This is a genomic window from Salinimicrobium flavum, assembly GCF_042684505.1.
Classification (GTDB): domain Bacteria; phylum Bacteroidota; class Bacteroidia; order Flavobacteriales; family Flavobacteriaceae; genus Salinimicrobium; species Salinimicrobium flavum.
Window position 1 is genome coordinate 276,955 of the sequence record NZ_JBHULT010000006.1, and the last position, 20,472, is coordinate 297,426.

The following is a 20,472-nucleotide window of genomic DNA, read 5'->3' on the forward strand; positions in this document are numbered from 1 at the left end:
AGGAATGCAAATACACGTTGTTAAATCAAAAATTCACCGCGTAAAAGTAACCGGTGCCGATCTTAATTACATTGGGAGCATTACCATAGATGAAGATCTTATGGATGCTGCTAATATTATTGAAGGAGAGAAGGTGCAGATCGTTAACAACAATAATGGCGAACGCCTGGAGACTTATGCCATTCCCGGAACCCGTGCCAGTGGAGAGATCACCCTCAACGGTGCAGCAGCCAGAAAGGTAGCCAAGGGAGATATCCTTATCCTTATCACCTACGCGATCATGGATATTGAGGAGGCAAAAGCTTTCAAACCCGCCCTGGTATTTCCTAATGAAGACAACAACCTCTTAACATAGTGCTGAAGAAGAAAAAGCTTATACAATTTACCAAAAATATACTCCCACTCCTGTTGGGAGTTTTTTTAATTTGGTATTCCTTAAGCAGCGCCACACCTGTTGAAAGAAAAGATCTTTGGAACAATATCCTCCTGGCAGATATTAAATGGGTAATTCTTTCCCTTTTCTTCGGAATTCTTTCCCATGCCTCCCGTGCATACAGATGGAAATTCTTACTGGAACCCCTGGGATACAAGCCGCTGTTTGCCAACAGCTTTATGGCAGTTATGGGTGGCTACCTGGCCAATCTTGGTGTTCCCCGGTCGGGCGAAGTGTTACGCGGGGCAACCATTTCAACATACGAAAACATCCCTTTTGATAAAGCTTTTGGAACCATTGTTTCGGAAAGAATAGCAGATCTTTTCATGCTCCTGCTTATTGCAATTGGAGGGCTCCTGCTGCAAACAGAAGGCTTGTTGGCCTATTTCGATGACCATCAGATCAATCCTTTTATTTCTATTGGAGTACTACTAACCGCTGTGCTTGCCGGCACCTTCGTACTTAAATTGATAAAAAATTCAGAACACTCCTTCATGGTTAAGATCAGGAATTTTGCAAGGGGATTACTTGAAGGCATGAAGAGTATCCTGAAAATGAAGAGGAAAAAAGAATTCATTTTCCATACCGTATTCATCTGGTTCATGTATGTCATGATGTTCTATGTTATAAAATTTGCCCTGCCGGAAACTACATTTCTATCTATTACCGGGATCATGGCAGCTTTTATCGTAGGCACTTTCGCGATCTCTACCACTAACGGAGGCATTGGTGTTTACCCTATCGCAATGGGTGCAGTCCTGCTTTTTTTTGGGATCAACCAACAAGCCGGTGAAGCTTTCGGATGGATACTTTGGGGATCCCAGACCCTGCTGGTAATCATTCTGGGGGGTTTTTCCCTCTTATTCCTCCCCGTATTCAATCAAAGAAAATAATTATATATATTGCTTGAAGTTAAACACTTAGAGCGTATGAATAAATATTACTTTATTTACCTTTTCTTCTTCTCACAAATTATCTACTCCCAGGCAATCTACAAGACCTTTCCTTCTAAGAAATTGGGAACCGAAAGAGAGCTTAAAATTCAATTGCCGCGAAATTATGAGAACAGTGAAAACAAGACCTATCCGCTTATAATAGTTTTAGACGGGGATTACCTGTTTGAACCCATGGCAGGAAATGTTGATTACTACTCCTACTGGGATGATATTCCTGAATCTATAGTGGTAGGGGTAAACCAGTTAAGGACCAGGGATGCAGATTCCTTTTATGATGAAACAGCTCTCCCTGCCAAAGATGGAGCCAAATTTTTTGAATTTCTGGGCATGGAGCTTTTAAAACACCTCGAAACCAATTACAGAACTTCCGGTTTTGTCGCTATCGCGGGTCATGATCTCACTGCCAATTTTCTGAATTATTATCTCTTAAAGGAAAATCCTCTCTTTGATGCCTATATCAACCTTAGCCCCGATTATGCTCCGGGAGTACCCGAGTGGTTAATTGAATCCCTGAAGACCTCCTCTACTCCAAAATGGTTTTTTCTGGCTACTTCAACCAATGATATAAAAGATCTGCAAACTTCCATTAGACAATTCCACCAGGGCTTAAACTCCATAGAGAACGAGAACCTTCATTACTTTTTCGAGGATTTTGACGGGGCTACACATTATTCTCTGGTAGGTCGCGCTATTCCTTTAGCCCTGGAATCTATTTTTGAAACTTACCGCCCCATTGGTATTAAGGAATATGACCAGATAGTACTGGAAAGCTCTCCTTATGATTATCTCATAAATAAATACGAAACCATTCAGAATAATTTCGGCATGGACATGCCTATAAGATTCAATGATTTTTTCGCAGTTGGAAAAGCTCTTGAAGCCAACCAGAATTGGGATGAAATGGAAAAACTGGGTGACCTGGCCAGGAAACAATATCCTACATCTGCTTTGGGAATTTATTATCAGGCACGTTCCTACGAAGAGACCGGGCGATCAAAAAAAGCGATGAAGACCTATCAAAGTGCTTACGGGCAGGAGGAGGCGGGATTCGTCACTGTTAATTTTATGCTGGATAAAGCCGAAAAAATCAAACAAGATTTCGGTTATTAGCGGCATCAAAATTTAAGTTTCAAAAACCCTATGGCCAAAACCAAAACAACTTTTTTTTGCCAGAATTGCGGTACTCAACACTCCAAGTGGCAGGGCCAATGTACTTCCTGCAGGGAATGGAATACCCTGGTAGAGGAGGTGATAGAAAAGGAACAGAAAAAATCCTGGCAACCGGCCGGCACGACAGCTGTAAAAAAAATGGTCAAACCCCTCAAGATCTCAGAAATAGAGATCTCAAAGGAAGAAAGATTCAATACCAATAACCACGAATTAAACCGTGTGCTGGGGGGCGGACTTGTTCCCGGGTCTCTCACACTTCTGGGAGGAGAACCCGGAATAGGGAAAAGTACATTGTTGCTCCAAATATCATTGCACCTTAACTACAAAACCTTATACGTTTCAGGAGAGGAAAGCCAGCAACAGATCAAAATGAGGGCAGAAAGGATCAATCCAGCTTCAGCTAATTGTTATATCCTTACCGAAACCAGGACCCAAAATATATTTCAGCAAATAGAAAAACTGGAGCCCGAGATCGTGATCATTGATTCTATACAGACTCTACACAGCGACTATATCGAAAGCAGCCCGGGCAGCATCTCCCAGATAAGGGAATGTACGGCCGAGCTCATTAAATATGCGAAAGAGTCTGCTGTACCGGTTATCCTGATAGGTCATATCACCAAAGAAGGAAGTATAGCCGGCCCGAAAGTGCTTGAACATATGGTAGACACTGTTCTCCAGTTTGAAGGCGATCGCAACCATGTATACCGGATCCTTAGAGCCCATAAGAACAGGTTTGGTTCTACCAACGAATTGGGTATTTATGAAATGCAGGGAAATGGTTTAAGGGAGGTAAGCAATCCTTCAGAAATTTTGATCTCCAGGAATGATGAAGACCTCAGCGGAACGGCTATAGCTGCAACGTTGGAAGGGATGAGACCTTTAATGATAGAGATACAGGCTTTGGTGAGTTCTGCGGTGTATGGCACCCCACAGCGATCTGCAACGGGTTATAATGCCAAAAGGCTGAATATGCTGCTGGCAGTACTTGAAAAACGAGCAGGTTTCAGGCTTGGTGCAAAAGACGTTTTCCTCAACATTACCGGGGGGATAAGTGTGGATGATCCTGCGCTTGATCTTGCCGTTGTGGCCGCTATCCTGTCTTCTAACGAAGATATTCCCGTACCCAAAGATATCTGTTTTGCTGCGGAAGTTGGACTGGCAGGGGAAGTAAGGCCGGTAACCCGGGTGGAACAGCGTATCATTGAAGCCGAAAAACTCGGTTTCAGCAGCATAATGGTCTCTTCACAAAGTAAGATCCCAAAGAATAATTTTAGCATTAGTATTCAGAAAGTTTCAAAGATCGAGGACGTGGTGAGCTTCCTGTTCGGGTAATCTTGTGGCACAGTTTCTGCATTTTCAGGAATGTGAAAAGGAAAAGACTATTTTTTAAGATCCCATTTTTAATACTACTTCTGGCCTTAACAGGTGTGTCCTGTTCCAGGCTTACAAAGGTTAAGGACCTGGTGACCCAACCTACAGCCAGGGAAAAATATCAGCGCGACTTCGAAAAAAATTCTCCGCTGCTTTCCAGGTGGGAAGAAGAATCTGAAAAAGCACTTTTAGACAGCGTCCTCATTACCTTGCCATATTCTGAAGCAGGTTATTTCTCTCCACGCACCTATCCCGTCTATTCCTATGACATAACACTTGACCAGGGAGAGCGGTTGCAGGTAAAAACAGTTACCGACTCTTCCCATATACTGGTTTTTCTGGATCTTTTCCAACAGAAGAAAACCGATTCAACGTCTGAATATGAACTGATAAAAAGTGCTGAATATGAGTCTGTCGGTTTTCAGGAAGAAATATCTGAGGCCGGTATTTACAAGCTTTTGATACAACCGGAAATTGAAGCCGATACCCCTTTCTCAATAGAAATTTACAAAGAACCCACTTACCTTTTTCCTGTAGTCTCTGCCGGAAATTCGGCAATTCAAAGTTATTGGGGAGCAGACAGGGATGCAGGACGGCGAAGCCATGAAGGGATCGACATTTTTGCGTCGCGGGGCACCCCCGTCATAGCTGTAACTGCAGGTAGAGTATCCTCCACCGCTAACAAAGGCCTTGGAGGAAAACAGGTATGGTTAAGGGATTCTAAACGTGGCCATTCCCTGTACTATGCCCACCTTGACAGTATTATTGCAGTGAGGGGAATGAGGGTTTTTCCCGGTGATACGCTGGGATTGGTTGGTAATACCGGAAATGCGAGAACCACAGCACCCCACCTTCATTTTGGGATCTATAATGGTTACCGCGGCGCCAGGAATCCGTTGCCATTTGTTTTCCAGATCCAAAAGCCGGAAAGCATCGCTGCTTTAGAAGTTCTGAAATCAGATATCCTGATTAGTTCTGTAGCCGCAAATATGAGGAAAGGTCCTTCAACGGCTTCGCAAATTGGGGGAAAAACAAAGCCGAAGGATACCCTCAAATTATTAGGGAGAACCTCCGGCTGGTACCATGTAAGGCAAAATGAAGAGAATTTCTTTATTCATCAGAGTCTCGCCAGCCCTCTGTAATAACTATTCTATCTCCTGTAAAAGTTTATTGATCTCGTCAAGTTTTGGGGTAAGAATCACTTCGATTCTCCTGTTCTTCGCTCTTCCCTCAGCAGTATCATTACTTGCCATGGGAGCGTATTCCCCTCTTCCGGCAGCCGTCAGGTTCTGAGGATCTATCTCACGGTTCTCCCTTAAAAGCTGGACGATGGCGGTTGCCCGCTTTGTAGAAAGATCCCAGTTGTCTGTTAACTGTCCGCTTCCGGTGTAGGGTACATTATCTGTATGGCCTTCTATGAGCACGGCGATATCCTGATTTTGTGCCAGCACAGAGGCCAGCTGCTCCACTGCCTTTCTTCCCTCTGCCCCCACTGCCCAGCTACCCGAGCTGAACAAAAGTTTGTTTTCCATGGAAACGTATACTTTTCCATCCCTTTGTTCCACCGTAAGTCCTTTTCCTTCAAAGTTTGTAAGGGCTTTTGAAAGTGAATTTTTGAGGGCTTTCATTTTTGCGTCTTTTGCTGCAATCATACTTTCCAGCTCATTTACCCTTTGGGAACGGGCAGCAAGATCTTTTTCAAGCTTTTCCAGCCTTGCCTTTTCTGTAGTCAGGGCTTTTTCTTTTGCTTCCAGCTCTGTCAATAATTCCCGGTTTCTTTTTGAATTTTCGGCTAAGGCAGAGGAACTGTTGGCTTCAAGTGCATCATATGAACTTTTCAGTTTTTCATATTGCTGACTGGTTTGGGTATGTTCCTGCTGAAGTTTATCCCGCTCCGCCCTCAGGCTTTCCAATTCATTTTTTAAGCGTGCGAGTTCTGCTTCATTTTCCCGGTTGCGAACGCTCAATTCCTGAAATTCTTCAGAAAGTTCAGTGTTCTTCTGCTGGAGATCAGCATGTTTTCCTTCCAGGTCTTTATAAACTTTGGAGGAAACACAGGAGGTTAAAAACAGGCTGCTGCTTAAAAAAGCTAAAAGGAGGGTCTTTTTCATTTTATTTATTTAGAATTGAACAGGATCTAATCTTCTATCTCTACCAGTACAGGACAGTGGTCACTGTGTTTGGCTTCAGGTAATATAACGGCCCGTTTGATCTTTTCTTGTAAAGGTTCACTTACCATGCTGTAATCAATGCGCCAGCCTTTATTGTTCCCACGCGCACCGGCCCTGTAGCTCCACCAGGAATAATGATGGGGTTCCTCATTAAGATGCCTGAAAGCGTCAATAAAACCGCTGTCAATGAAATTCCCGATCCATTCGCGTTCCACCGGTAAAAATCCTGAGGTGTTTTTCAACCTTACAGGATCATGTATGTCGATCTCCTGGTGGCAAATATTATAATCACCACAGATCACCAGGTGCGGAACTTCCTCTTTAATTTCATTAATGTATTCCTGAAAATCGGCCATATACTGCAGTTTGTGATCCAGTCTGGCCAAATTGGTTCCTGAAGGTAAATACAGGCTCATAACTGACAAATCATCAAAATCTGCCCTGATATTTCGACCCTCAAAATCCATATAGTCTATACCTGTTCCAAAAGTCACATTTTTCGGTTCAGTTTTGCTCAGGATCGCGACTCCGCTATACCCCTTTTTCATGGCAGGAAACCAGGAATTGAACCTGTAGCCTATATCCTCAAAAACGCTCTGGTCAAATTGGTCTGGATTTGCTTTTATCTCCTGAAGGCAAACAACATCTGCATTTACCTGCTCAAGCCACTCTACAAAACCTTTTTTTATTGCTGCTCTTATTCCGTTTACGTTATAAGAAATTATTTTCATTTTTATGCCTTTTCAATGTGTCTCAAAAATAACATTTTCATGCAGTTTCTGAAGTTTTGAAACAGGTTTTTAAAAGATTTTTTCTTAGGAAGAAAATAAAAATTTTAAGGCATTGATGATATAAATGGGAGGTTCAGAGATTGAATTTATCTCTTAGTGCCTTCACATTTTCCGAAGATTTCCGAAGCATTAATGCACGATGATGCGCTGCACCCGGCCTTCTTCCCGTGTACCCACCCTTACCAGGTAAACCCCGGTGGCTACATAAGACATATCAAGAGTATAAGAATAGCTGCCAAGAGATTTCCTTATCATGTTTTCGACGAGTTTTCTGCCAAGCATGTCATGAACTGTAATCCAAACCGGATTCTGATAGCTGCTGGTCATATTGACCTCAAAAACGGTTCCCTGCATGGAACTTACGATCAACTCTGCGTCTCCCAGGACCGAATCTTCAATGCTGCTAACCACCACCACAGAATAATCGTGGGTAGTCCCGTATTCCATCACATCACAGGGATTATTCAGGTCACCCGCGAAAGATGTATCACCGGCACGTACCCTCAAAATGTGTTCTCCCAGAGGTGCATCCTCAGGAATTGAAAACTGGAAGGTATGAATGGTTCCGGCTGAAGGAATAACTTCTGAAGTAATAAGTCGTTCCTCCTCCTCAAAAGCCCCGTTGTCATTGAAATCTATCCACAAAGAGAACTGGTTACCACTGAAACCGGTAGAAACCCCGACCTGAAAAGTGCCTTTTGAACGATCGAGCAGCGTAGAATAACTCAAAAAGTCGTTATAACCGTTAGTGCAAAAAATATTTTCATTTCCTATGTCTTCCAGGTAAAAATCCCTTATCCCGTCCCCCAGAAAGCATTCAGAACCTTCGGGGATACAATTTAAATTGGCAATGGTCTTCTCTGTGCTGTCGTTCTCAGGATTGGAATCGTCAGGAAGATTTGTAGTTGCGAATAATTGATAAACTTTTGGTGCCGAGAGATCTACCAGTCTTCCAAAGGTATAGGAGATCTGCTCTTGTACCCCTATGGTGCCGGTAAAGGTTTCGGTCACGGTTTCCCCCTCGTCAAGCTTGTAAGAAACCGGAAAATTGCTCTGAGGTTCCCCTCCAAAATTCTCTACAGTGATCACCACTTCTTCCATTCCAAGTCTCTCACCGGTTTCAGGGGAATGAATAGCGGTCACTCCTACATCATCTGGAGGAAGATTCTTGATAATTTCCTCATAGATATCATTCTCCGTATTTTCATCTGAAGATAGATGTGTGCTCGCAACAATGGTATAGTCTTTTCCTATTTCTGAAAGATTGACATTGGTGCTAAAGGTAAAATCTGTTTGAGAGGTAGGTGCGATGGTACCGGTAAAGGTTTGGGTGACTTCCTGTCCTCCGTCTACTGAATAAGACACCTGAAAATTACTTTGAGGCAACCTTCCAAAGTTACGAATGGTCACCGTGATTTGTTCATTTGCACCAAGTGTACTGTTACTGGGAGAGGTGATATCAACCACCCCTACATCATTATCGAACTCAGGTGCGATCTTAAATACCCCTACTTTATTCCTGCGGGCACCGGGCGTAAAATATTCCCCAATGAACCAGAAGGTTTCCCCGTCTACAGGATCAATGGTCATATGGGAGTAATCGCCATACCGGTTGCTGGGATTCGCACTTGTACCTTCTGCAATAGACTCCTCCTTCAAGGTCATTATTCCCGGAGGATCTGTGGCATACCTCCCAGTATACCTTAGGGAGGGATAGATAGGATTTTCAGGATTATCATTCAAAACTGTAAAACCAAGGCCTATATTCCCATTTTTGTCTATTCCAATACTTCCACACCAGCGATCGCTGTAATCTGGCGCATAGGTACCTTCCTGAAAAACACTCCATGGCCCTCCCTGCGGATCCTGTCTTAGCTCGTACCATCTAATTCCGGCATGTTCTACCCTTGAAGGATCAACGTCTACCACGAAATTGAATACTACCGAATTATGGGTAGGAAAACGCCTGTAAGCCGTAGGATACATCACTGCTCCCTGTAACGCATCAACATCTGGCGCGTCCCCGGGCTGAGAAAGGTTCTCAAAAGACCCCCCATCAAAAGTGGAATGGAATGGGCTCACCCCTTCCTCAGGTCCCAATTCCTGAGATTCTGAAATACTGGAATTATCAACATTTTCCCAATCAACATTTACTTCCCACATCTTTAGGTGATCCTGGGTCACTCCCAGCCAGGCATCATCCTGAAAATAGATAATGGGTGCGTTCCCTTTTGGGGGCAGTTCATCACCAACGGCAAAGAAACCTGCCGGACTGTAAAAGCCATTAACTGTTATTCCCGGCAGCGGAAAACCCAGGTGTTTGGCTTCTTCTCCCTGCAGCATCTTGTCCCTTTCAAGCACGTACACCACCTCACTCAATCCATCCTCCCCATCCTGGATAGCCCTTATCTCCTCGGGGTCCTGATTGGTCGTGACATAATACCCGTCGCTCCATACAAAGAATTTAGGATAATCGGGGAGGGTTCCGGTAAGGAACCGGTAAGTATACCAGCCGTCATTCACAGGATCGGGACCCTGTGAAACAGCTACCAAAAGGCTGTTTGGAGAATCACTGAATTGGGTAATAATGAAACGATCAGCAAACTGGTCGTAAAACACAATGGGATCTCCCAGATCTTCATCTTCAAAAGTTCCGCCTATGGTCTGGAGATCAGCCGGGGGAGATAAAATATTTCCTTGTTTATCATAAATAGCGAAGGCCGAGTTCCAGGCGTTCAGGTAGTGGTTGGGACCAACCGCTCCCGTAGGATCTGTAGGTGTAGAACCAGAACTGGCTGCATCAAATACAAGTTCAGGTTTTTTGGAAGGGATCTCTCCTGCCTCCTTTTGCCACGCCGCATCCTGAGTTTTAGGATAACCTTTTCCCGGCACTACCCTGTTGGCGCTCCTGTTCTTTGGATTATAGATCTTAAATTTTCCTCCGGGAGGCAGCAGCTCTTTGTCAGCCAACGGTCCGCTGTGCAAAGCTTTGGCAGATCCTGAAAGGACCGGGCCCGCTTTCTCATTGACCTGCGAATATAAGTTAAGGTGCCCCAGTAAAATCAGGAGGAGAAAATAAAAGTATTTTTTTAGCATGAAAGGGAGCTTTTTTTAAAACCCCTAAATTTACAGATTTTAAAAAGAGTTGGAAGAAAAAAAGCGCAATTCGAATCGAATTGCGCTTTTTTAACTTAAATTTAGAAGAAAGGTCCTACTTATTTAACCAGTGCTTGAAATTCACTTCCGCTGCAATAACCTCTGCCAGTTTTGAGACATGAACACGTTTTTGTTCCATAGTATCCCGCCACCTAATGGTTACGGTCTGGTCTTCCAGCGAATCATGATCTACAGTGATACAAAGGGGAGTTCCCGCGGCATCCTGTCTGCGATATCTCCGTCCAATAGCATCTTTTTCATCATATTGAATATTGAAATCCCATTTTAGCTCATCAATTATTTCCCGGGCCAGTTCAGGCAGACCATCTTTCTTTACCAGAGGCAATACCGCCGCTTTATAAGGCGCAAGAATTGCAGGTAATTTAAGAACAGTTCTGGAACTACCGTCTTCGAGCTCCTCCTCCTTCAGGGATGCTGAAAGCACTGCCAGGAACATCCTGTCAAGCCCTATAGAGGTTTCAATAACGTAGGGTACATAATTCTCCTTAAGTTCGGGATCGTAAAACCTTAATTTTTTACCTGAATGTTCTTCATGAGCTTTAAGGTCAAAATCTGTTCTGGAATGGATCCCTTCCAGTTCCTTGAACCCAAATGGATAATTAAACTCTATATCTGCCGCTGCATTGGCATAATGAGCAAGCTTATCATGGTCATGAAAACGGTAATTCTCTTTGCCCAATCCAAGCGATAAATGCCATTTTAGCCTGATCTCTTTCCAGTGCTCATACCATTTCAATTCCTCTCCCGGCCGAACAAAATACTGCATTTCCATTTGCTCGAATTCCCTCATCCTGAAAATGAATTGTCGGGCTACGATCTCATTTCTAAATGCTTTTCCGGTTTGGGCGATCCCAAATGGAATTTTCATTCTCCCGGTCTTCTGCACATTGGAGAAATTCACAAAAATACCCTGCGCGGTTTCGGGCCTTAGGTAAAGATTGGTAGCCGTTTCGGCTGAAGCTCCCAGTTTTGTTCCAAACATAAGGTTGAATTGTCTCACCTCTGTCCAGTTCTTTGAACCGGTCTCAGGATCGGCTATCCCCAACTCTTCGATAAGGTCCTTTACATCTTTAAGATCTTCATTGGTCAAAGAACTTCCCAATCTTTCCAGGATCTCTTTTCTCTCTCCCAGGTATCTCTGCACCCTATCATTGGTCGTGACAAATTGTTCCTCATCAAAGGAATCCCCAAACCTTTTCCGGGCTTTTTCTATTTCTTTCTGTGCTTTTTGATAGATCTTTTCAGCGTAATCTTCGACCAGGACATCTGCACGATACCGCTTTTTTGAATCTTTATTATCAATAAGTGGATCGTTAAAAGCATCTACGTGACCTGAGGCCTTCCAGGTGGCGGGATGCATAAGGATAGCAGCATCTATACCCACTATTTCCTGGTGCAGCTGCACCATGCTTTTCCACCAGTACTCCCGGATATTCTTTTTTAATTCGGCACCATTTTGTCCATAATCATATACAGCACTGAGGCCATCATAGATTTCACTTGATGCGAAAATATACCCATACTCTTTGGCATGGGAAATAACATTTTTGAAAAGATCTTCTTGTTTTGCCATAGCGCAAAAATAAAAAAACCGCCCCGATTCCCATCAAGGCGGCTGTATAATTTAAAATTAGTTTTTCTAACGTAAACTAAAGGATGTTGCCCCAATTAGCTCAGGCCCGTTGTACACGTAAACCTTATATTCTCCCTCAATGAGATTTTCCTCAAGAGTATTGGCCAGTATACACACATCCAGGTCTTCATTTTCATAGAAGACTTTGGTTGCAGCACTGTAGACCATTACACCCCCTTCATGCTGTACAGCAATCTGGTCTCCCACAAGGTTATTGTTTGGATTGTAGACCTGCACGTAAAGTTCCTTATCACCGGCTTCTGCAAGTGAATTAGGCGTTATTGTGAAACAGGTTCTTATCTTGTCAACTCTTCTTGTGCGATCGTTTTCTACCAAACGTCCGCTATTCCTCTCTATGACCCCTTCACCTCGAAGTCCGCTCACTTTAAGTTGGGCAGCCCGGTCTATTTTGGTAGCCATTGCCTGGGTTTGGCTCTTTAAAGAGTCTGAGACCCTTGTCCTTTCCAAAAGGATATTGTTGGTACTGTCGATCTCTGTGATCAACCTCTGGTTCTGGTTGCTTAGACTGTCTACTACCCTAAAAAGTTGTTCCTTTTCAGCCTTTAGACTGCTTACCTCCCTTCGATAACGGGAAACAAGGGCCAAATTGGCTTCCATGTCCTGTACCGAGTCACGAAGCACCACGATCCTTTCCCTGGCAGCTACCAATTCACTGTCAAGGCCCTGGTTTTCAGCGATGGCTTCATCATATTTTACAATAAGATCATTCAATTCACTTTCAATTACTGCCTTCTCCTTCTGCAGCAATTCCTTATTTTCTTTTTCCTCATTATAGAATTTTACTGTGTAAATACCTAATGCCACTAATGCCACGGCTAGAACTGCGGTTAAGATCTTAAGGGCATTACTGCTTTTTTGTTCAGTCATAATTCCGGTGTTTTTCAGATTACTTTGTAAATTTATAGGTTTTAAGTATGGTTTTACTAATTCCTTAACAAATGTTTCACGATTTAATCGAATTATTATATCCGCGCATTTGTAACGGGTGTGAAGCCGTTTTGCTTCAGAATGAAAAAGTGCTCTGCACCCCCTGTTTACACAGCTTACCGGTTACCAATTACCATCTTGAAAAAGACAATCCCGTCGAGAAGATTTTCTTCGGAAGGATTCCTGTGGAAAATGCTACTTCCCTCTTACTTTTTGAGAAGAAAGGGATCGTACAGAAGTTGATACATAACCTCAAATACAGGGGTCAGGAGGAGATCGGCTCTTGGCTTGGCAGCTGGATGGGAACAGAGTTAAAGGAGCAGAAAAAATTTAAGAAAATCACGGCGGTTATTCCTGTACCACTTCATAAAAATAAGTTAAAGAAACGCGGGTTCAACCAGGTAGAAAAATTCGGGATTGAAATTGCCAACTCTTTAGAAGTACCTTATTACAACAATATTCTTCTAAAAAAGACCGCCTCGAAGACGCAAACCATTAAAAAACGATTCGCCCGGTGGGGAAGTATAGAGGAAACCTTTGTATTAGAAAATCCTGAAACCCTGGAGAATGCACACGTGCTGCTGGTAGATGACCTTGTCACCACCGGCGCCACCCTTGAAGCCTGTACCGCCAAACTACTTAAGGTGCCGGGAATTAAAGTTAGCATAGTAACCATGGCTGTGACTCATTAGTGCACATCAGAAATAAAAGAAATATCGTTTCTTTGTAAAAATTCTCATTTCATGAAAAGAACGGGGTTTAGGGTACTCTTAGTGATCACTTTAATTCTTACGCTCGCCAGTTGTGCAAAACGGGGAACGCCCGACGGAGGACCCGAAGATACCGACCCGCCTCAATACGTTAGGGCCCGGCCTGAGAATTTCACCACTAATTTTAAGTCAAATGAGATTAGGATCTATTTTGATGAATATATCAAGATGAACGATCCACAACGCCAAATTATCATTTCTCCTCCCATGGATCCGCGGCCGGAGATCACTCCTCTGGGTACGGCAAGCAAATCTATTCGTATACGCATCAATGATACTTTGCAGCCTAATACCACTTACACCATTAACTTCGGAAGAAGTATTACCGACAATAATGAAGGGAATCCGCTTGATTTTTTCACTTATGCTTTTTCTACGGGACCTTATATAGATTCCCTTACCGTAACCGGAAATGTTTCCGATGCACTTTTGAAAGCCCCCGATCCTTTTATTTCTGTAATGTTGTACGAGGTAGATTCCACCTATACAGATTCGGTTATCTATAACAGGACCCCCCGGTACATCACCAATACCCTAGACAGTGCGACAACCTTTCAACTTAATAACCTGAAGGAAGGAACTTATCAACTGGTTGGAATGAGAGATGTGAACAATAATTACCTTTTTGATGCGGGTACAGATAAGGTAGCTTTTGCAGATAAGTATATCAATATTCCTACAGATTCGGTTTTTGATCTGAGTCTGTTCAGGGAGATCGCTCCGTTCAGGTTTTTAAGGCCTCAGCAAAAAGCCCAACAGCATCTAATTATGGGATATGAAGGCCTTGTAATACCTGATAGCCTACAGATCAACATGATCTCTCCGGCACCCGGAGCCTTTGAATCCAGACTCACTAAGGAACCTGAAAAAGATACCTTACATTTTTGGTATAAACCTGCTACAGAAAGGGACACAATTAAATTTGTGGCTCAGATGAGGGTTTACAGCGATACTCTCATTACCCGCCTGAAAGAAATGAAGTCCGATTCCCTGCAGTTCAGTTTCGAGCCAAAATCCCCCATCAATTTTGATCAGGACCTCAGGATTCTTCCCACGATCCCACTTGCCAGCACTAATGATTCCCTAATCAGGATCACAGACAAGGATACCCTGCCGGTGGTTTTCTCTGCCGTTTATGATGAGTGGAGAAATGAGTACAAAATGTCCTTTGATAAGCAGGAAGACCAGGCATACACTATTACTGCTCTACCGGGAGCATTTACAGATTTCTTCGGAAAGAAAAATGACACCATAAGCACACGTATACGCACCCAGTCTTTTGCAGACTACGGGAATTTAAGCCTCATTTTACAGGGAGTGCAAAATTTTCCTGTGATCATACAGTTAACCGATGAAAAGGGCAAGGTACAGGCAGAAAGATACAGCTCCGGCGGCACAACAGCAGACTTCCGGAACCTTAAACCCGGGAAATACCTTCTGAGACTTATTTATGACTCTAATGAGAACAGGATATGGGACACCGGAAGTTTTCTGCAGAGAAGGCAACCCGAAAAAGTAGTTTACTTTCCTGATGTTCTGGATGTGCGGGCAAATTGGGATGTTTCCCAGCCCTTTAATGTACGGTAAAGGAATCCCGGTCTTGTAAAAATCTCAGCTGGGTCCGGGTTTGTTTAAGATGATCCTTTTCGAGGACCACTTCTTTTGTAAAAACAGTTTCAAATTGTTTGGGGGAAACCTGTTTTCCAAGGCTGTCATAAACGGCAGAATGGCCCACATAATCCAGATCTTTTCCGTCCCTGCCAACCCGGTTCACGCCAATGCAGTAGCTCATATTCTCAATAGCACGGGCTTGTAATAGAACATCCCAGGCATGCACCCTGGGCGCAGGCCAGTTGGCAACGAACAGGAGCAGGTCATAATCTTCAGTATTTCTTGACCAAACCGGGAATCGAAGATCATAACAAACCAGAGGACAGATCTTCCAGTCTTTATAGGTAACTATGAGTTTCGCACTTCCGGAGGCATACACCTCATTTTCCCCTGCCAGGGTAAAGGTGTGTCTTTTATCATATTTTTGAGAGGTGCCGTCAGGAAATACAAAATATAAACGGTTATAAAAATGACCTTTTTCAGAGGTAATGATCGAACCGGTTATAGCCGCATCTTTTTCCGAAGCCATTTTTTGCATCCACCTGAACGATGGTCCCTGGTGCTCCTCGGCCAATTTTTCCGCGTTCATGGAAAATCCGGTGGTGAACATCTCGGGGAGAATGATGAGATCTACATCTTGCGAGAGCGAATTTATCTCTTTCTGAAAATATTCCTTGTTGGCTTCAGGATCCTCCCAAACCAGTTCTGCCTGAAGCAATGCTGTCTTTAATTTTTCTGCCATACGTAAATTTATCAAAAATGAGCGAGACGCTGCTAAATACATGTTAAATGGTTGTTTCCCTGTAGCAGTTTAAATAGCTTTATTCGAGAAAAAATTGATGTTATGAACTTAAATACTTTTTTTGAAAAAGATAATTTTCCTTCTAATGCTTCCCGCGGAATTCTTGCAGGTTTCATAGGTGGCCTTGCCGGTAGCGCGTTGAAATCTACCGTTGAACGTTTTTTACAGGTGAGGAAGATCGATGAAAAATCTGCACAGATAAAAATGGTTGACCAGCTTTCAATGAAACTTACCGGTACCCCTATAAAGATCGAGAACGAAGGAATTGCAGAACAATTGGTGAACATTCCTCTTGGAGCCACCGTTGGGGCCGCTTATGGCTACGGGAAAAGGGATTCAGATGAGATAAATATCCTTGACGGGTTCATTCTGGGAGGAACCACATGGGCTTCAACCCACGAGACCAGTTTGCCCCTTATGGGTCTGGAAAAAAGTCCGGAGAAAATTCCATTGAAAACCCAGGCCCACGAATTGCTGGCTCACGTAATTTTTGGTGTTACCACCGAAATTGTCAGAGGCTTTGTAAATGACAAACTGAGACAACAGCAGGAAAACCGTTGATCAGGTTATCTTCTTAAGGATCTCTGCGGCTTTTACTAATGTTTCCTCTGTCTTTGCAAAACAGAACCTGAGTTGTTTTTGGTCGAGGCCGTTTTTGTTAAAAACCGAGACGGGAATACTCGCCAGCCCATACTGCTTTATTAGTCTTTTGGAAAAATCAACGTCCGGCTCGTCTGTGATAGAAGAATAATCCAGGAGCTGAAAGTACGTACCCTTTGCCGGAATAGCCTTAAAGGCTGTATCTTTGACCAGTTCAAGAAACCTGTCCCGCTTCTCCTGGTAGAATTTCCCCAGTTGCAGATAATGTTCAGGGTTTTTAAGGTATTCGGCAAAGGCACGCTGGGTAGGGTGATGCACGCAGAATACATTTACCTCCATCACCTTCCATATTTCCGCCATTAATTCTGAAGGCGCAACACAATAACCCATTTTCCAGCCGGTATTGTGAAAGGTTTTCCCGAAGGAGGCGCAAACTACAGCTCTTTCTGCAAGTGCCGGGAATGCCGAGGCACTGTGATGCTGCGTCTCGTCAAAAATTATATGTTCATACACCTCGTCACTTAAAAGGATGATGTTGGTTTCACGCAGCAGGTTTTCAAGTTCCTGCATATCGTTTTCGGAAAAGACCTTGCCGCTTGGATTATGAGGGGTATTGATGATGATCATACTCGTTCTGGAAGAGATCTTTTGCTTCACTTCATTCCAGTCCACTTCGTAATTCTTTCCTTTCATCTGCACCAGCACCGGTTTCCCACCATTAAGTTCTATTGCCGGTTCATAGCTGTCGTAGGCGGGTTTCAATACGATCACCTCATCACCCTGCTGCACAAAGGCAGTAATGGCAAGAAACAAGGCCTGGGTCGCTCCGTTCGTCACAGTGATTTCTTTGTTGGTATCATATTTTTTATGATGCAGGGATTCGATCTTGTTAACTATCTGTTCCCTTAACTGCGGAATACCGGCCAAAGGAGCGTACTGATTATATCCGTCTTTCATGGCCTTTGTTACCAGGTCCTTCAGGCGTTCATCGGTCTCAAAGTTTGGATATCCCTGCGACATATTCACCGCCCCGTGATCACGGGCCATTTTTCCCATGACTGAAAAGATGCTGGTTTGATGTTTCGGAAGTTTGGAGGAAATATTAGTGACTGCTGACATTGGATTTTTTATTTAAGGTGCAAAAAAAATCCCGGACTGCAAAGTCCGGGATCTGTCATTATTGATAGTTAAAAAATGTTATTTTACGCTGGCTCTCAGGTATTCCCTGTTCATTCTCGCGATATTCTCAAGAGAAATCCCTTTAGGACATTCTATTTCACAAGCTCCGGTGTTGGTACAGTTTCCAAAACCTTCTTTATCCATTTGTTCTACCATCGCAAGAACACGTCTGTCTGCCTCAATTTCCCCCTGCGGAAGCAAAGCCATCTGGCTTATTTTCGCAGAAGTAAACAACATCGCACTGGCGTTTTTACAGGCAGCCACACAGGCTCCACAACCAATACAGGTGGCCGCATCAAAAGCAGTATCTGCCTTATCTTTTGGCACAAGTATAGCATTGGCGTCCTGGGTATTTCCTGAAGTGTTCACAGAAATATAACCTCCTGCCTGCTGAATTCTTTCAAAGGAAGATCGGTCTACGATCAAATCTTTGATCACCGGGAATGCCTTGGCCCTGAATGGCTCAATAACGATAGTGTCTCCGTCGTTGAACATTCTCATGTGCAATTGACAGGTCGTAATTCCGCGATCGGGACCATGTGGCTCTCCATTGATCTGAAGGCTACAGGTTCCACAAATTCCTTCACGGCAATCATGATCAAATACCACGGGTTCTTCTCCTTTGTCTATCAAATCCTGGTTAAGAACATCCAGCATCTCAAGAAAAGACATATCAGCCTCGACCCCTCCTAATTGGTAGGTCTCGATGCCTCCTTTGGCGTTGGCATCTTTTTGACGCCATATTTTTAGTGTAAGATTCATTTTTTATAGTATTGAGTATTGAGTATGGAGTATTGAGTTGGTGACAAATATCTCACTTCTCAATACTAACTTCTCAATTCTATTTATAGCTTCTAGTTTTAACTTCAATGTTCTCGTAATTGAGCTCTTCCTTATGCAAAATCGCATTGGCGGGTTCTCCCGTAAATTCCCAGGCTGCTACATACATAAAGTTCTCATCATCCCTAAGGGCTTCCCCTTCATCGGTTTGATACTCTTCTCTAAAGTGACCCCCACAGGATTCTTCCCTGTGAAGCGCATCTTTAGCGAATAACTCACCCAATTCAAGGAAATCTGCTACTCTACCCGCTTTTTCAAGCTCAGTATTCATTGCATTCATTTCTCCGGGAACACGAACATCATTCCAGAATTCTTCCCTCAACTGCTTGATCTCAACGATCGCTTCCTTCAGGTGAACAGCGTTTCTGGACATTCCTACCTTGTTCCACATGATCTTACCTAAGCGTTTGTGGAAGTGATCAACAGATTTGGTTCCTTTGGCGTTCATCAGTTTCTCAAGTTGTCCTCGTACTTTTTGTTCTGCTTCATCAAACTCAGGACTATCTGTAGGGATAGCGCCGGTCCTGATATCTGCTGCAAGGTAATCTCCCATGGTATAAGGAAGTACGAAATAACCATCGGCAAGACCTTGCATCAATGCAGAAGCTCCAAGACGGTTAGCACCGTGATCTGAGAAGTTAGCTTCACCGGCGGCATATAATCCAGGGACAGTAGTTTGAAGGTTATAATCAACCCAAAGTCCGCCCATGGTATAGTGAACCGCAGGATATATTTTCATTGGAGTCTCATACGGGTTCTCATCAACGATCTTTTCATACATCTGGAAAAGGTTTCCGTATTTGGCTTCAACAACTTTTTGACCCAGTTTTTTGATCTGAGCTTCGGACGCATTTTCAATTTTTTGAGTGGAAACCGCTTCCTTTCCGTAGCGCATAAAAGCACTTCCGAAGTCAAGGTAAACAGCTTCCCCGGTTTTATTCACTCCATAACCGGCATCGCAACGCTCTTTTGCAGCTCTGGAGGCAACATCACGTGGTACGAGGTTACCGAATGCAGGGTATCTTCTTTCCAGGTAGTAATCCCGGTCTTCTTCAGCAAGTTCTATGGGTTTCAATTTGCCTTCACGAATTGCCTTGGCATCTTCCAGTTTCTTCGGAACCCAGATTCTACCATCATTACGTAGGGATTCAGACATCAACGTCAATTTAGACTGGTGATCTCCGGAAACCGGAATACAGGTTGGGTGAATTTGAGTAAAACATGGGTTAGCGAAAAAGGCTCCTTTTTTATGGACTTTCCAGGCTGCGGTCGCGTTACTACCCATTGCATTGGTTGAAAGATAAAAGACATTTCCATATCCTCCCGAAGCGATCACAACGGCATGTGCACTGTGTCTTTCAATTTCTCCGGTCACAAGATCCCTGGCAATGATCCCACGGGCTTTTCCGCCAACGAGAACCACATCAAGCATTTCATGACGGGTATAAGACTGGATCTTACCACGGTTGATCTGCCTGTTCATGGCAGAATAACAACCTAAAAGCAATTGCTGCCCGGTTTGACCCTTAGCGTAGAACGTACGGGAAACCAAAACCCCTCCAAAAGAGCGGTTATCAAGTTGCCCACCATAATCACGTGCAAAAGGAACTCCCTGAGCCACACACTGATCGATAATATTACCAGACACCTCGGCAAGACGGTACACGTTTCCTTCACGGGCGCGGTAGTCACCTCCTTTTACGGTATCGTAGAAAAGACGGTAATCTGAATCTCCGTCCCCCTGGTAATTCTTTGAAGCGTTGATACCTCCCTGCGCGGCAATCGAGTGCGCCCGTCGCGGAGAATCCTGGTAGCAAAAGGTCTTTACATTGTAACCAAGTTCAGCAAGAGTGGCTGCGGCACTACCGCCGGCCAAACCTGTACCCACCAGGATAATATCTATATTACGTTTGTTGGCTGGGTTAACAAGGTTAATACTGTTCTTATAATTGGTCCACTTATCTTCAAGCGGCCCTTTTGGTATTTTTGAATCTAAAACTGACATACACCTTCCCTT

At 43.7% G+C, this 20,472-nt stretch carries 17 protein-coding genes; 8 read left to right on the plus strand and 9 right to left on the minus strand.

What is annotated here, in order from left to right:
* Window positions 1-4: 4 nt before the first annotated feature.
* From panD to ACFSTG_RS04620, 5 genes are read left to right on the plus strand one after another with little or no spacing between them, the layout of a single operon-like run.
* Complete coding sequence (gene panD, locus ACFSTG_RS04600) at window positions 5-355, plus strand: aspartate 1-decarboxylase (protein ID WP_380748920.1); 351 nt, start codon at window positions 5-7, stop codon at window positions 353-355.
* Window positions 355-1,326 (plus strand): lysylphosphatidylglycerol synthase transmembrane domain-containing protein, encoded by a 972-nt coding sequence (locus tag ACFSTG_RS04605; RefSeq protein WP_380748922.1) that lies wholly within the window; start codon window positions 355-357, stop codon window positions 1,324-1,326. The genes panD and ACFSTG_RS04605 overlap by 1 nt, the downstream gene beginning before the upstream one ends.
* A gap of 36 nt (window positions 1,327-1,362) precedes the next feature.
* On the plus strand, window positions 1,363-2,499 hold the full coding sequence (locus ACFSTG_RS04610; protein ID WP_380748924.1) for an alpha/beta hydrolase: 1,137 nt from the start codon (window positions 1,363-1,365) through the stop codon (window positions 2,497-2,499).
* A 30-nt stretch (window positions 2,500-2,529) separates the two neighbouring features.
* A complete protein-coding gene (radA, locus tag ACFSTG_RS04615; RefSeq protein ID WP_380748926.1) occupies window positions 2,530-3,894 on the plus strand; it encodes a DNA repair protein RadA in 1,365 nt (454 codons plus the stop codon).
* A gap of 32 nt (window positions 3,895-3,926) precedes the next feature.
* Window positions 3,927-5,075, plus strand: a complete 1,149-nt coding sequence (locus ACFSTG_RS04620) for a peptidoglycan DD-metalloendopeptidase family protein (protein ID WP_380748928.1) — start codon at window positions 3,927-3,929, stop codon at window positions 5,073-5,075.
* A gap of 3 nt (window positions 5,076-5,078) precedes the next feature.
* Here the strand turns inward: ACFSTG_RS04620 and ACFSTG_RS04625 are convergent, their stop codons facing one another.
* The 5 genes from ACFSTG_RS04625 to ACFSTG_RS04645 all read right to left on the minus strand — a co-directional run bounded on the left by ACFSTG_RS04625 (window position 5,079) and on the right by ACFSTG_RS04645 (window position 12,593).
* Window positions 5,079-6,044 carry an OmpA/MotB family protein gene (locus ACFSTG_RS04625; protein ID WP_380748930.1) on the minus strand — a complete coding sequence of 322 codons (966 nt, stop codon included), beginning with the start codon at window positions 6,042-6,044 and terminating at the stop codon, window positions 5,079-5,081.
* 26 nt (window positions 6,045-6,070) lie between these two features.
* Window positions 6,071-6,835, minus strand: a complete 765-nt coding sequence (locus tag ACFSTG_RS04630; RefSeq protein WP_380748932.1) for an exodeoxyribonuclease III — start codon at window positions 6,833-6,835, stop codon at window positions 6,071-6,073.
* Window positions 6,836-7,024: 189 nt separating this feature from the next.
* Window positions 7,025-9,991: a GEVED domain-containing protein gene (locus tag ACFSTG_RS04635; protein WP_380748934.1), complete on the minus strand. Its 2,967-nt coding sequence runs from the start codon at window positions 9,989-9,991 to the stop codon at window positions 7,025-7,027.
* A 115-nt stretch (window positions 9,992-10,106) separates the two neighbouring features.
* On the minus strand, window positions 10,107-11,645 hold the full coding sequence (locus ACFSTG_RS04640; RefSeq protein ID WP_380748936.1) for a glycine--tRNA ligase: 1,539 nt from the start codon (window positions 11,643-11,645) through the stop codon (window positions 10,107-10,109).
* 66 nt (window positions 11,646-11,711) lie between these two features.
* Window positions 11,712-12,593, minus strand: a complete 882-nt coding sequence (locus ACFSTG_RS04645; protein WP_380748938.1) for a hypothetical protein — start codon at window positions 12,591-12,593, stop codon at window positions 11,712-11,714.
* Between the two features lie 71 nt (window positions 12,594-12,664).
* On the opposite strand from ACFSTG_RS04645, the gene ACFSTG_RS04650 reads away from it, so the two are divergent.
* Both ACFSTG_RS04650 and ACFSTG_RS04655 read left to right on the plus strand, forming a co-directional pair.
* Complete coding sequence (locus ACFSTG_RS04650) at window positions 12,665-13,345, plus strand: ComF family protein (RefSeq protein ID WP_380748940.1); 681 nt, start codon at window positions 12,665-12,667, stop codon at window positions 13,343-13,345.
* Window positions 13,346-13,396: 51 nt separating this feature from the next.
* The gene (locus tag ACFSTG_RS04655) at window positions 13,397-15,010 is read left to right on the plus strand and encodes an Ig-like domain-containing protein (RefSeq protein WP_380748942.1); all 1,614 of its coding nucleotides are present in this window, start codon (window positions 13,397-13,399) and stop codon (window positions 15,008-15,010) included.
* On the opposite strand, the gene ACFSTG_RS04660 is transcribed toward ACFSTG_RS04655, so the two are convergent.
* Entirely contained in the window at window positions 14,997-15,776 is a 780-nt protein-coding gene (locus tag ACFSTG_RS04660) for an amidohydrolase (RefSeq protein ID WP_380748944.1), read from the minus strand. The genes ACFSTG_RS04655 and ACFSTG_RS04660 overlap by 14 nt on opposite strands.
* A gap of 102 nt (window positions 15,777-15,878) precedes the next feature.
* On the opposite strand from ACFSTG_RS04660, the gene ACFSTG_RS04665 reads away from it, so the two are divergent.
* Window positions 15,879-16,397, plus strand: a complete 519-nt coding sequence (locus ACFSTG_RS04665; RefSeq protein ID WP_380748946.1) for a DUF1440 domain-containing protein — start codon at window positions 15,879-15,881, stop codon at window positions 16,395-16,397.
* On the opposite strand, the gene ACFSTG_RS04670 is transcribed toward ACFSTG_RS04665, so the two are convergent.
* The 3 genes from ACFSTG_RS04670 to ACFSTG_RS04680 all read right to left on the minus strand — a co-directional run bounded on the left by ACFSTG_RS04670 (window position 16,398) and on the right by ACFSTG_RS04680 (window position 20,460).
* Window positions 16,398-17,555, minus strand: coding sequence for a methionine aminotransferase (locus tag ACFSTG_RS04670; RefSeq protein ID WP_380748948.1), 1,158 nt, complete (start codon window positions 17,553-17,555; stop codon window positions 16,398-16,400).
* A 78-nt stretch (window positions 17,556-17,633) separates the two neighbouring features.
* Window positions 17,634-18,377, minus strand: coding sequence for a succinate dehydrogenase/fumarate reductase iron-sulfur subunit (locus ACFSTG_RS04675; protein ID WP_380748950.1), 744 nt, complete (start codon window positions 18,375-18,377; stop codon window positions 17,634-17,636).
* Between the two features lie 79 nt (window positions 18,378-18,456).
* Window positions 18,457-20,460 (minus strand): fumarate reductase/succinate dehydrogenase flavoprotein subunit, encoded by a 2,004-nt coding sequence (locus ACFSTG_RS04680; protein ID WP_380748952.1) that lies wholly within the window; start codon window positions 20,458-20,460, stop codon window positions 18,457-18,459.
* Between the last annotated feature and the right edge of the window lie 12 nt (window positions 20,461-20,472).